This is a genomic window from Pseudomonas sp. AC247, assembly GCF_979258015.1.
Map to the genome: position 1 here is coordinate 3,055,542 of NZ_OZ409829.1, position 12,323 is coordinate 3,067,864.

The 12,323-nt window shown below is 60.3% G+C and carries 11 protein-coding genes; 7 read left to right on the forward strand and 4 right to left on the reverse strand.

What is annotated here, in order from left to right; all coding sequences use genetic code 11:
- Positions 1-211: 211 nt before the first annotated feature.
- From ACZZ0B_RS13970 to ACZZ0B_RS13980, 3 genes are all read right to left on the reverse strand, one after another.
- On the reverse strand, positions 212-1,615 hold the full coding sequence (locus ACZZ0B_RS13970) for an XAC2610-related protein (RefSeq protein ID WP_463545504.1): 1,404 nt from the start codon (positions 1,613-1,615) through the stop codon (positions 212-214).
- 120 nt (positions 1,616-1,735) lie between these two features.
- Complete coding sequence (locus ACZZ0B_RS13975; protein WP_463545505.1) at positions 1,736-2,776, reverse strand: DUF3885 domain-containing protein; 1,041 nt, start codon at positions 2,774-2,776, stop codon at positions 1,736-1,738.
- Between the two features lie 18 nt (positions 2,777-2,794).
- A complete protein-coding gene (locus tag ACZZ0B_RS13980; RefSeq protein WP_008081335.1) occupies positions 2,795-3,082 on the reverse strand; it encodes a hypothetical protein in 288 nt (95 codons plus the stop codon).
- A gap of 146 nt (positions 3,083-3,228) precedes the next feature.
- On the opposite strand from ACZZ0B_RS13980, the gene ACZZ0B_RS13985 reads away from it, so the two are divergent.
- Together ACZZ0B_RS13985 and ACZZ0B_RS13990 are read left to right on the forward strand one after the other, a co-directional pair.
- Positions 3,229-4,065 (forward strand): AraC family transcriptional regulator, encoded by an 837-nt coding sequence (locus ACZZ0B_RS13985; protein WP_463545506.1) that lies wholly within the window; start codon positions 3,229-3,231, stop codon positions 4,063-4,065.
- Between the two features lie 54 nt (positions 4,066-4,119).
- Positions 4,120-4,716 carry a LysE family translocator gene (locus tag ACZZ0B_RS13990; RefSeq protein ID WP_463545507.1) on the forward strand — a complete coding sequence of 199 codons (597 nt, stop codon included), beginning with the start codon at positions 4,120-4,122 and terminating at the stop codon, positions 4,714-4,716.
- A 121-nt stretch (positions 4,717-4,837) separates the two neighbouring features.
- Here the strand turns inward: ACZZ0B_RS13990 and ACZZ0B_RS13995 are convergent, their stop codons facing one another.
- The gene (locus tag ACZZ0B_RS13995; protein ID WP_463545508.1) at positions 4,838-5,608 is read right to left on the reverse strand and encodes a PAS domain-containing protein; all 771 of its coding nucleotides are present in this window, start codon (positions 5,606-5,608) and stop codon (positions 4,838-4,840) included.
- 219 nt (positions 5,609-5,827) lie between these two features.
- On the opposite strand from ACZZ0B_RS13995, the gene ACZZ0B_RS14000 reads away from it, so the two are divergent.
- The 5 genes from ACZZ0B_RS14000 to ACZZ0B_RS14020 all read left to right on the forward strand — a co-directional run bounded on the left by ACZZ0B_RS14000 (position 5,828) and on the right by ACZZ0B_RS14020 (position 12,313).
- Positions 5,828-7,453, forward strand: a complete 1,626-nt coding sequence (locus ACZZ0B_RS14000; protein ID WP_463545509.1) for an APC family permease — start codon at positions 5,828-5,830, stop codon at positions 7,451-7,453.
- A gap of 22 nt (positions 7,454-7,475) precedes the next feature.
- Entirely contained in the window at positions 7,476-8,402 is a 927-nt protein-coding gene (locus ACZZ0B_RS14005; protein WP_463545510.1) for a 4-hydroxyproline epimerase, read from the forward strand.
- Positions 8,403-8,457: 55 nt separating this feature from the next.
- Positions 8,458-9,405, forward strand: coding sequence for a dihydrodipicolinate synthase family protein (locus tag ACZZ0B_RS14010; RefSeq protein ID WP_463545511.1), 948 nt, complete (start codon positions 8,458-8,460; stop codon positions 9,403-9,405).
- Positions 9,406-9,474: 69 nt separating this feature from the next.
- Positions 9,475-11,067 carry an aldehyde dehydrogenase (NADP(+)) gene (locus tag ACZZ0B_RS14015; RefSeq protein ID WP_440096137.1) on the forward strand — a complete coding sequence of 531 codons (1,593 nt, stop codon included), beginning with the start codon at positions 9,475-9,477 and terminating at the stop codon, positions 11,065-11,067.
- Positions 11,057-12,313, forward strand: a complete 1,257-nt coding sequence (locus tag ACZZ0B_RS14020; RefSeq protein WP_463545512.1) for an NAD(P)/FAD-dependent oxidoreductase — start codon at positions 11,057-11,059, stop codon at positions 12,311-12,313. The genes ACZZ0B_RS14015 and ACZZ0B_RS14020 overlap by 11 nt, the downstream gene beginning before the upstream one ends.
- Positions 12,314-12,323 lie beyond the last annotated feature (10 nt).

Here is a 12,323-nt window from a genome sequence, read left to right on the forward strand (position 1 = left end):
TCACAGTACGCCGCCGCGCTGAGGCGAGCAATTGAAGCAAGGTTTGGCTATCCGGTAATCGAACACTTTCAGACAACATCACCATCCCGGCGCCCTGTAGGAGCTGCCGAAGGCTGCGATCTTTTGATCTAGGTTTTTAAGATCAAGATCAAAAGATCGCAGCCTTCGGCAGCTCCTACAGGGGGCGACAGGCGTCGAGTAGCAGGTTTGGTCAGGGTTGTTTGCGGTAGACGCCTGTGAGCATGTCCTGCGAGTCGGTCGCGTAGTTGTAAGCGATGACCGCGAAGTTTTTCACCAGTTGAATGTGATACGGGCCGTTTTTTTCCGGTGCCTGCGGTGTCTGCACGATGATCAGGTTATCGGCTGCCATCGGCACGATGTGGTGTTCGGTGACGATTTCTGTCGAGGTTGCCGTGTTTCGCAATTTCACCGTGACTTCCGCCAGTTCCCGGCCTTGGGCATCGCGATCAGGCAGGATCTTCAACGCCAGATCGCCGTCGCGCCCGAGAAAATCGTTACGCACCTGGTAATGACCGCTGCGTTGATCATGGGGGACATCGTAGAGTTTGCCCATCTCCGGCGCCCGCTCTTCATCGTGCAACGAAATCGCCAATTCACGAGCGTCACCCTTCGTCCCGCTGATCCATGTTCCGCTATAGACATAAGGCTCGCTGGTGGCCCGGGTCATGCGCCAGATGCCGGTCTTACGCCCGTCGTCAGCGATTTCAAGCAAGACGACGGTATTATCGACTTCGTCAAAACTGTCGCGAAAACCCAGCAACTTGATCGGCTGGCCATTACCGCCCTTGGTGTAGCGTACTTCGCCGATCAGCACGGCGCCCTGATCCTGATACCAAAGCTCTACCGGGATCTTGCCATTGAGCAGACCGCGGAGCATTTGTGGGTCTTCAGTGACCGGGCCCTCCAGACGGGTCTGTTCGTGCCACTGCCCATCCTTCAATTCGCCGGTCGTGCGCAGCATGTAGCCGCGAGGCATGCTGGAGGTGTCATTCCACGTGCTCGGCGAGACCTCTTCCTGAGTGTAGGCGTGGAGGCGAATCAATTGGCCATCGCGCAGGGCCCATTGGGTAGACGTTATCTGACAGCACCCACTGTTCGTTTGCGAATGAAGGGTTCCGTCAGTCGGGTTGACCGTAAACAAGCCGCTGCTGCTCTGCGTTGCCAGATCCGTCAATGCCTCATTGAGCACCCATTGGGGTTTCTGTCCATCTTGCAAATAGACATCGAATCGCGACTGATCGCCTGCCTCGGAGCTGCCGTTGCGAATGACCAGGTCAAGTCGTCCATCGTTATTGAAGTCGATGAAGTTCACCAAACCATAGGGCCCAAGCAGCCACATCAGGCTGTTGTCATCGCGCTGAGTCGACAGGTTCCCGGCCGGAGTGCGCAATTGCTGCAGCGTTTCGAGGGTATGGTGGTCGCGCAACGTAATCAGCGCCGGCACCAGTTGGTAAGGCGTTTCGGGTTCCTGCGGGAACAGCACTTCCACCTGGTATTGACCGCTGGGATCATTGACGGCAAATGACAGTGCCTCGGCTACAACCGGCGCGGCCAGAGACGTGCACAAGAGCACGCCAGTTAAAAGAGAGCGCATCCAAAGCTTCCTTGCCTAAATTCGGGGGCGCAGTGTAACGGCAGGGGACGCTTGTCGCGAGTGCGTGTGGGGGTGCTGTCAGGTGTGGCCTCTTCGCGGACAAGCCTTGCTCGTACACGATCACCCGCCTCTCAAAGCACTGGCGACAAATCCGTGCCCACACTGATCGCAGTAGAAGCCGTCAACCAGTTGCTGGAGTGGAGCCTCTTTCAACAACTCGGCTTTGCATTCATCAACAGCGAGCTGATCAAGGCGTTGATAACCCGCCTTCTCTTCTCCGTTGAAGCGCTTTTTGGGGCTTGCCGCACCTATCAGCAGGGCTTTGGGTCGAACATGAGCGACGCTGCTACAGCGAGGGCAAGGCTCCATCAGGTGCGCGGTGAACACCGCGTCCATTGCCGGCCGGTCGTGATCGAGCAGCCACGCATTGTGCCGACGATAAAGTGCTCCAAGCAGAGCCTTGTTGGGCCCGACCACGTCCATTCCCCGGTCGTCATAGGGCAGGACCATGACCCGCGCTTTCAAGTTGAACAGATAGACCGCGCAATGCAGTGCGGGCCTGATCACGCCGAAGTCTTTGGCCAATGCACACCAGAGCAATGTCTCAAGCAGACTCACCGGGGCCTTAAAGGCAATGTGAACCCAATGCTCCGGTGCGCTTTCGCAGAACCAGTCCGCGGGATCAATCTGCTCACTCCAGACTGAACGTTCTGCAGGGATCGCGACGCCCAGCGTTTGAAGTGTCCGAAGTAACGTGCGATGGGCAAATCGGTTGTTGCCGGAATGAATGCGCAAACAAACCGAACACTCGGATTCCCCTGAGAAGACATCACTGCAGATCATGGCCGACTTGCGCAAGGCGAGCAGGAACCGATCTATCACTGCTCCCGACTCCGAGAGTTGAAAACGCAGTCCTTCGGGTACGGCATAGAACAACGGCCGGGCAAATGCCTGACCTGAAAAAACCTTATCGATTTCAAGTTGCAGATTCAATGAATCCTTCCTGATCAGAACAACTTCGCCATAAAGCTCCTTTGCCCAGATATGCCTGGCAAGGGCTTTGTCAAACTGTGTATCGGCCCCTCCTCCAACAACTCGAATCCCGCTTTCTGATAAATCTTGCGCGCCGCGAAGATGCTGATTGTGGGACCGCTTATCCACTCTATCCTCTGTCATAGACTATTTGCACTTGGCCAACACCACCTGACACGTATTGGGCGTGCCCCCGGAGCGGCCGGCGTAGCGGATGCAGTTGTTCATCGATTTCTGCCGCGCCATGTTCAGGCTGGAGCCCCAGGCGAGGCCGCCCTCGCCGACCGTCGGCAATGCCTTGGCGTAGCAACTGTCGCCGACGCCCGAGGGCGGATAGTGTTTGCGGTTTGAGCAGCCGGCAGTCAGCGTGAGGCTGAGGGCAATCAGGCAGAGCGTGAGCCACGGCGCGCATCGGTGTTGCAGTGGGCCGATCATCGCGTTTCACCTGCTGCATGTGGGTGTTGACGTGTAAAGTCTAGCCGTTTGCCGTTGCCCATTTGCACAAATGTTCTAAACGCCGGTGGTCGCTGCGCGGTATTTTATGAGGCCGTATTTGTCGAAGCCGAGCTCAGGAGCCTGCCGTGGATAAACGCAGCTGGATTGATCTGTCCCAGGATGTCGATACCGGGATTGAATCGATTCGCGCGCATTTTCAGGGGCACGCCTACGACCCGCACTGGCATGACAGTTTTCTTGTCGGCGTCACCGAGCAAGGCGTGCAGCAGTTCAATTGCCGCCGCGTGCGCCATCGCAGTACGCCGGGTAACGTGTTCTTGCTGGAGCCGGGGGAGATTCACGATGGGCAGGCGCCGACCGAGGAAGGCTTTACCTATTCGATGCTCTACCTCGATCCGCATTGGCTTGAGCGTGAAATGCATGCGCTGTTCGAAGACGCACCGGCCGACAGTCAGCCTGGCTTTGCCGACACGCTGAGCCAGGATTCGCGCCTTTGCGCCGCCATCGTTCAAGCCTTCCATGCCTTGCATGACGGTGACTTGCGCATCGTTCGCCAGACCGCCATCGACGGTCTGCTGGGCTCGCTGACGCGTCATCTGGACTGGCGCAAACGCCAGGAAATCGATCCGCGCCTGCCACGGGTGGCGCAAGTCGTGCGCGATTATCTGCACGCTTACGTCTACGAAGACATCGGTCTCGATGACCTGGCCCGAGTCTGTGCTATCGACCGTTTTCGTCTGACCCGCGCCTTCAAGGCTGCCTTCGGGCTGGCGCCGCATGCCTACCTGATCCAACTGCGTCTGGCCAAGGCGCGGCAGTTGCTTGCGCGGGGTGACACGCCGGTACAGGTCGCCAGCGTGCTCGGCTTTGCCGATCAAAGTCATCTCGGCCGCTGGTTCCGCCGCGCCTATCAACTGACCCCTGCCGACTACCGCAAGCGCTGCTCAAATCTTCCAGACTGACGCGCGTCGACTGGCGATCATGGCTTCCTGTGTTTACTTCCAAGGAGCCTGCCCATGGCGTCATTACTGCCCTTCCTGCTGTTTGCATTCGTTGCTTCGATCACGCCGGGGCCGACCAATATTCTGGTGTTGAGCCACAGCTCGCGTCAGGGGTTGTTCGCCACGCTGCCGATCATTTTTGCTGCCTGCGCGGCGGCGGCGCTGATTGTGCTGGTGGTAGGGCTCGGTGCCGGCGAAACGTTGTTGCGCTTTCCGCGCGTGCAGCAAGCCATGGCCTGGGGCGGGGTGCTCTGGTTGAGCTGGCTGGCGTGGCAGATCTTTCGCAGTGCGCCGCCTTCGCTGGATTCGACGGATGCGCCAGATCAAAGCATCAGCGCGATGGGCGCGGCATTGTTGCAACTGGTCAATCCCAAGGTGTGGATGATGGCGGTGGCGGTGGTCAGCGTGTTTGTCGGCGGCGGTGACAAAACGCTGTGGCTGCTGGTGTTGTCGCTGGCCTTTCTACTGGTTTCGTTGCCGTGCATGACGTTCTGGGCATTGCTCGGTATCGGCAGCGCACGGTTGTTCGGCACACCGCAGGCGTTCAAGCGGATGAATGCGGCACTGGCGCTGTTACTGCTGCTGTCGGCATGGCTCACCGTCCTCGCCTGAAATCCCCTCTGTAGGCGCTGCCGAAGGCTGCGATCTTTTCATCTTGACCGTAAAAAACAATATCAAAAGATCGCAGCCTGCGGCAGCTCCTACAGGGGTGCGGTGTTTGAGGGCATGGGCATCAGTGGGCTGTTGCCTGGCGGTACTGGCGCGGGGTGAAGCCGGTCGAGGCCTTGAACTGTCGGGTGAAAGCGCTGTGATCGGTGTAGCCGCATTGCAAGGCTACGTCAGTGATCGGCAGGTCGCTGTGCAGCAAGCGATGAGCGTGTTCCAGGCGCACTTTCTGGATCATCTGCCGGGGCGTCAGGTGGAACACGCGTTTGCAGTACCGCTCCAGTTGCGCCACGGAAATGCCGGCAATCCGCGTCAGTTCAACCAAGGTCACACGGCGATTGAAATGGCCACGGATATGCTCGTCGACGGCGGCCAGCCGCTCGAACGCCGGATGGGTTTCGCTGGCCGATTGCAGATCGACCGAAATCCCCGCCAGACCGATGATCTCACCGTCGCGGTTATATAACGGTTGTTTGTGCGTCAGGCACCAACCCGGTTCGCGACTGCCGTAGAGATGCAGTTCGAGCTGATCCTCCAGTACCCACCCCTCCTCCAGCACTTTGCGATCCTGCTCGGTATACCCAGGCCCCAGTTGCGCCGGGAACACCTGCGCACTGGTTTTGCCGAGCAACGGGCGCAGATCCTTCAGGCCGCAACGCTGCACCAACGTGCGGTTGGCAAGCACGTAACGCGCTTGCACATCCTTGATGAAAATCACCGCGTTGGGAATCACGTCGAGCATCGGCAACAGCTGCGCGGCGCCGGCCAGTAATGCTTCAAGGGTGTGCGGGCGATTGCCGTCAACGCCTTGGGACAGCATCGATAACGCGCTCTGCATCAAGGTTGCTCCCCTGTCGAAGGTTAAGCCGGGCGGCATTTGCCTGCAGATTGCAGGATCGTTCCGACCGTGTCGAGGGCCGCGTTTGATCGGCGTAATTGTGCTGATTTCGTCATCGAACCGGCGATAAAACATCAATCGCCGCAAGCCTGTTCGGTTCAAAGTCTGGCCCCAGTGACACCCCACTGCCTATCCAATAACTCACAAGAAGGCGATGCCATGTCAGGCCAAGGCAAGTTCAAAAAACAGCTTTCACTGATCGACCTCACATTTATCGGACTCGGAGCGATCTTCGGTTCCGGCTGGTTGTTCGCGGCCAGTCACGTGTCCGCGATTGCCGGGCCGGCGGGGATCTTTTCCTGGCTGCTGGGCGGTTTTGCCGTGTTGTTGCTGGGCATCGTCTACTGCGAACTGGGCGCCGCGCTACCGCGTGCCGGCGGCGTCGTGCGTTATCCGGTTTACTCCCACGGGCCGCTGCTCGGCTACCTGATGGGCTTCATCACGCTGATCGCGTTTTCCAGTCTGGTGGCGATCGAAGTGGTTGCCTCGCGCCAATACGCGGCGGCATGGTTTCCCGAGCTGACCCAGGCGGGCAGCGGCAACCCGACGATCCTCGGCTGGACGCTGCAGTTCGGTCTGCTCTGCGTGTTTTTCCTGCTCAACTACCGCAGTGTGAAAACTTTCGCCAAGGCCAACAATCTGGTCAGCGTGTTCAAGTTCATCGTGCCGCTGCTGGTGATCGGCGTGCTCTTCACCTTCTTCAAACCGGCCAACTTCCACGTGCAAGGTTTCGCCCCGTTCGGCTTGTCCGGTATCGAAATGGCAGTGTCGGCGGGTGGCGTGATTTTCGCTTATCTGGGGCTGACACCGATCATCTCGGTGGCCAGTGAAGTGAAGAATCCGCAGCGCACCATTCCTATCGCGCTGATCCTCTCGGTGCTGCTGTCGACGTTGATTTATGTGCTGCTGCAAATGGCCTTTCTCGGCAGCATCCCCACCGAAATGCTCGCCAATGGCTGGGCCGGGATCAGCAAGGAATTTTCCCTGCCGTACCGCGACATCGCCCTGGCACTGGGCGTCGGTTGGCTGGCCTATCTGGTGGTCGCTGACGCGGTGATCTCGCCAAGCGGTTGCGGCAACATCTACATGAACGCCACGCCGCGCGTGATTTACGGCTGGGCGCAGACCGGCACCTTCTTCAAAGTCTTCACCCACATCGACGAAAAGTCCGGCATCCCGCGTCCGGCACTGTGGCTGACCTTCGCCCTGTCGGTGTTCTGGACGCTGCCGTTTCCGTCGTGGGAAGCGCTGATCAACGTGGTCTCCGCCGCGCTGGTGCTGAGCTACGCCGTGGCGCCGGTGTCGGTGGCTGCACTGCGCCGCAATGCGCCGAACATGCCGCGTCCGTTCCGGGTCAAGTGCATGGGCGTGCTCGGGCCGGTGTCATTCATCATCGCCGCGCTGATCGTCTACTGGTCGGGCTGGAACACCGTGTCGTGGCTACTCGGCCTGCAAATTCTGATGTTCGTTGTGTACCTGCTGTGCGGCCGTTTCGTGCCGACCGCTCACCTCAATCTGGCCAGCCAGGTGCGCTCCTCGGCGTGGTTGATCGCCTTCTACGCGGTGACCATCGTGCTGTCGAAACTCGGCACCTTTGGTGGCCTCGGCATCCTCGCTCATCCGTTCGACACCATTGTCGTCGCCGTTTGCGCCACCGGTATTTATTACTGGGGCGCCGCAACAGGCGTACCGGCGCACCTGCTGCGCCTTGAAGAGGACGACGAAGAAAGCGAAGTCGCCGCCCCTGCTTCGACCGTGACCGCGCGACCTGCCGGCGCCTACTGAAATCACCCAACGGGATCTCTTCATGAAAAAACTACACGTCATTGATTCCCATACCGGCGGTGAACCTACGCGTCTGGTGATGGCAGGGTTCCCCGATTTGCCCGGCAACACGATGGTGGAAAAGCGCGATGCCCTGCGCAATCAGCATGACGCCTGGCGCCGCGCCTGCCTGCTGGAACCGCGCGGCAACGATGTGCTGGTCGGCGCGTTGTATTGCCAACCGGTGTCGCCGGACGCCACGTGCGGGGTGATTTTCTTCAACAACGCCGGTTACCTCGGTATGTGCGGCCACGGCACCATCGGCCTGATCAATTCATTGCAATACCTGGGAAAAATCCAACCCGGCGTGCACAAGATCGACACGCCCGTCGGCCCGGTCAGCGCCACGTTGCATGACGACGGCTCGGTCACGCTGGGCAACGTCCCCGCTTATCGGCATCGCAAACAAGTGCCGGTGGACGTACCGGGATTCGGCCGCGTCTTCGGCGACATCGCCTATGGCGGCAACTGGTTCTTTCTCGTTTCCGAACACGGCCAGACGCTGACGATGGACAACGTCGAACACCTCACGACTTACACCTGGGCAATGCTCAAGGCCCTCGAAGACCAAGGCATTCATGGCGAAGACGGCGCGGTGATCGACCACATCGAACTGTTCGCCGATGACACCAACGCCGACAGCCGCAACTTCGTCATGTGCCCCGGCAAAGCCTACGACCGCTCCCCGTGCGGCACCGGCACCAGCGCCAAACTCGCCTGCCTCGCTGCCGACGACAAGCTGCAACCCGGTGTGACCTGGGTGCAGGCGAGCATCACCGGCAGCCAGTTCGAAGGCCGCTTCGAATGGGAGGGCGAACGCATTCGCCCGTTCATCACTGGCCGAGCCTACATGACCGCCGACAGCACCTTGCTGATCGACGAAGCAGACCCGTTCGCGTGGGGCATCTGAGCCACCGCGCAGACTTTTCACCTCAATTTGAATGATGTGCCAAGGAGTTAAAACAATGAGCGACAACATCTTCACCGGTTGCATGCCGGCCCTGATGACCCCGTGCACCGCCCAGCGCAAACCGGACTTCGACGCGCTGGTGGCCAAGGGTCGCGAGCTGATCGACATCGGCATGAGCGCGGTGGTGTATTGCGGCTCGATGGGCGACTGGCCGCTGCTCACCGAGGCCGAGCGGCAGGAAGGCGTGGCGCGTCTAGTGGCAGCGGGCATTCCAACGATTGTCGGCACCGGCGCGGTGAATTCCCGTGAAGCAGTCGCCCACGCGGCGCATGCGGAAAAAGTCGGCGCGCAAGGTTTGATGGTGATTCCGCGCGTACTGTCCCGTGGCGCTTCGGCCACTGCGCAAAAGGCCCACTTCGCAGCCATTCTGCAAGCGGCGCCGAACCTGCCGGCGGTGATCTACAACAGCCCTTACTACGGTTTCGCCACCCGCGCCGACCTGTTCTTCGAACTGCGCCGCGAGCACCCGAACCTGATCGGCTTCAAGGAATTTGGCGGTGGCGCCGACCTGCGTTACGCCGCCGAAAACATCACCTCCAAAGATGAAAACGTGACCCTGATGGTCGGCGTCGACACGCAAGTGGTACACGGTTTCGTCAACTGCAACGCCACCGGCGCAATCACCGGCATCGGCAACGCCCTGCCCCGCGAAGTGCTGCAATTGGTGGCGCTGAGCAAGAAGGCCGCTCAAGGAGATGCCAAGGCGCGGCGTCAGGCGCGGGAGCTGGAATCGGCGCTGGCAGTGCTGTCGTCGTTCGATGAAGGCTGCGACCTGGTGCTGTATTACAAGCACTTGATGGTGCTCAACGGCGACAAGGAATACACCCTGCACTTCAACGAAACCGATGCGTTGAGCGACTCGCAGCGACGTTATGCCGAGAAGCAGTACTCGCTGTTCCGTCACTGGTACGAGAACTGGTCGGCAGAACAGAACTTCGCCTGATCTTTTCTTTCGCTTGCCGTGCAGTTTTTGACTCACGGCAGGCATCACTACTTTCATCAGGAAAACACCATGACTCTGACGGGCCACATGCTGATCGGCCAGCACACGGTTGCGGGCAACCGCGAAGCCATTCGAGGCATCAACCCGGCCACGGATACCGCGCTGGAACCGGCCTATGCCGGCGGTTCGGCTGAACACGTCGAGCAGGCTTGCGCATTGGCCTGGGCGGCGTTCGACGCTTATCGCGAGACACCCCTGAATGTCCGCGCTGAATTTCTGGAAAGCATCGCCGAAGAAATCGAAGCCCTCGGCGATGAACTGATTGATCGCGCGATGGCGGAAACCGGACTGCCACGCCCTCGCCTGTTGGGTGAACGCGGGCGCACTTGCCAACAATTAACAATGTTCGCACGCACCGTGCGCGCGGGCGAATGGCTGGATGTGCGCGTCGACAACGCGCAGCCGGATCGCCAACCGATGCCACGTTCGGATCTGCGTCAACGGCAGATTGCGCTGGGGCCGGTGGCGGTGTTCGGCGCGAGTAATTTTCCGTTAGCGTTTTCGGTCGCGGGCGGTGACACCGCGTCGGCGCTGGCGGCCGGTTGCCCGGTGATCGTCAAGGCGCACAGTGCGCATCCCGGCACCAGCGAACTGGTTGGCCGCGCGGTGGCACAAGCAGTTAAAACCTGTGGTTTGCCGGAAGGTGTGTTTTCGCTGTTGTACGGTTCCGGGCGCGAAGTCGGTATCGCGCTGGTCAGCGACCCACACATCAAAGCCGTCGGTTTTACTGGCTCGCGCAGCGGTGGTCTGGCGCTGATGCAAGCGGCGCAGTCGCGGCCCGAGCCGATTCCGGTGTACGCGGAAATGAGTTCGATCAACCCGGTGTTGCTGTTTCCGGCGGCTTTGCAAAACCGCACGCAAGCGTTGGCTGAAGGCTTTGTCGCTTCACTGACGCTGGGTGCCGGGCAGTTTTGTACCAACCCGGGATTGGTCATAGCGCTGAAGAGTGCGGCGCTGGACAGTTTTATCGCCGCCACAGCGCAACGGATTGAACGCAGCCCGGCGCAGACGATGCTCACGCCAGGCATCTTCAAGGCCTATGAATCGGCGGTGAATGCACTGGACGAAAACCCTCGGGCGACGGTTGCGGCCATCGGCCAGGCTGACAGCGCCCCGAATCAAGGTCAGGCGCATGTGTTTGTCAGCGACGCGGTAGATTTCCTCGCGGATCACAACCTGCAAAGCGAAGCGTTCGGCGCTGCGTCGCTGATCGTGCAATGCGCCAGCGTGGAAGAAATGCGTCAGGTCACCGAGCACCTGGAAGGTCAACTGACCGCCACGCTGCATCTGGATGATGAAGACGAGGAGCAAGCCCGCGCGCTGCTGCCGACTCTGGAGCGCAAGGCCGGGCGTTTACTGGTGAATGGTTGGCCGACCGGTGTTGAAGTCTGCGATGCCATGGTGCACGGCGGGCCCTTCCCGGCGACTTCCGACTCGCGAACGACATCCGTGGGTACGGCAGCGATCCTGCGTTTTCTGCGCCCGGTCTGTTACCAGAATTTCCCCGACAGCTTGCTGCCGACCGCACTGAAACAGGCCAATCCATTGCACTTGAGTCGCCTGCTCGATGGGCACAGGGAAGCCCTGAACCATGGCGAATAACGTCTCCCACGACATCGCTGTGGTCGGCGCCGGCATCATCGGCGTCGCTTGCGCTTTGCGCCTGGCGCGCCAGGGTTTGCGCGTGGTGGTCATCGATCAACAGCGACCGGGCCACGGCGCCTCGTTCGGCAACGCCGGGCACTTGGCGACTGAGCAGGTGTTTCCGATTGCCGATGCGTCGATCCTCAAACACCTGCCGGCCATGCTCCTCGACCCGATGGGCCCGTTGCGTCTCGACTGGAAATACCTGCCCCGTGCCTTGCTTTGGTTCACGCGGCTGCTGCTGAATCTGCGGGCGGAGCCGTTTCAGAACACCGTGGCCGGATTACGCGCGCTCAATGAAAGCAGCCTGGACGCCTGGCAACGCTTGCTCGCGGACATCGCGCGGCCTGACCTGCTCAAGGTCGACGGCTCGTTGCTGGTGTTCGAACGCCCTGAATCGCGTCAGGCCCTCGATGCCTTGCAAGCGCGATTGCGCCAACAGGAAGTGCCCGTCGAATTCTGGCCGGCCAAAGCCATTCAGGACACTGCGCCGCAACTCAGCGAGCAGATTCAGGGCGGTTTGTTCTTTCCGCGCACCGGCCATTTCATTGACCCGTACCGGGTGGTGTGCGAATTGGTTGAAGCGGCAAAAGCGAGCGGCGTGAGTTTTCTGCAGCAACAAGTGCAAGGGGGCTCTGTTGAAGAAAACGGCGTTTCACTGATCACCGGCAACGGCGTTCTGGCCGCCCGCCGAGTGCTGATTGCCTGCGGCGCACACTCGGCAAAACTCACCGCAGCACTCACCGGCAAGAAAGTCCCGCTGGACACCGAACGCGGTTATCACCTGATGCTGCCGCAGGAACACGACCGCCTGCCCTTCCCCGTCACCTCACTGGAACGCAAGTTCATCATGACGCCGATGACTGAGGGATTGCGGCTGGCGGGTACGGTTGAATTTGCCGGGCTGGAAAAGCCACCGAGCATGGAGCGCGCGTGGCAGTTGCATCGGTTGAGCCAGGGATTGTTTCGCAAGGATCTGAGCGCTGAAAGTGCAACGCCGTGGATGGGTTTTCGCCCGTCGTTGCCGGATTCGCTGCCGGTGATTGATCGGGTGTGTGGGGGCAAGGTGTTGCTTGCGTTTGGTCATCAGCATCTGGGGCTGACGCAGGCGGCGGTGACGGCGGAGATGGTTGTCGGGATGGCGGGGGCGCGGGATGTCTGCACGTGGCCAGATGGCAAACTCTATCGACTGGATCGTTTCTGAAGGGACGTCA

Excerpts from the sequence above, each read along its gene's own strand:
- ACZZ0B_RS14015 (WP_440096137.1), top strand. The coding sequence starts at position 9,475 with ATGACTCTGACGGGCCACATGCTGATCGGCCAGCACACGGTTGCGGGC.
- ACZZ0B_RS14005 (WP_463545510.1), top strand. The coding sequence starts at position 7,476 with ATGAAAAAACTACACGTCATTGATTCCCATACCGGCGGTGAACCTACG.
- ACZZ0B_RS13970 (WP_463545504.1), bottom strand. The coding sequence starts at position 1,615 with ATGCGCTCTCTTTTAACTGGCGTGCTCTTGTGCACGTCTCTGGCCGCG.
- ACZZ0B_RS14020 (WP_463545512.1), top strand. The coding sequence starts at position 11,057 with ATGGCGAATAACGTCTCCCACGACATCGCTGTGGTCGGCGCCGGCATC.
- ACZZ0B_RS14010 (WP_463545511.1), top strand. The coding sequence starts at position 8,458 with ATGAGCGACAACATCTTCACCGGTTGCATGCCGGCCCTGATGACCCCG.
- ACZZ0B_RS13995 (WP_463545508.1), bottom strand. The coding sequence starts at position 5,608 with ATGCAGAGCGCGTTATCGATGCTGTCCCAAGGCGTTGACGGCAATCGC.
- ACZZ0B_RS13990 (WP_463545507.1), top strand. The coding sequence starts at position 4,120 with ATGGCGTCATTACTGCCCTTCCTGCTGTTTGCATTCGTTGCTTCGATC.
- ACZZ0B_RS14000 (WP_463545509.1), top strand. The coding sequence starts at position 5,828 with ATGTCAGGCCAAGGCAAGTTCAAAAAACAGCTTTCACTGATCGACCTC.
- ACZZ0B_RS13980 (WP_008081335.1), bottom strand. The coding sequence starts at position 3,082 with ATGATCGGCCCACTGCAACACCGATGCGCGCCGTGGCTCACGCTCTGC.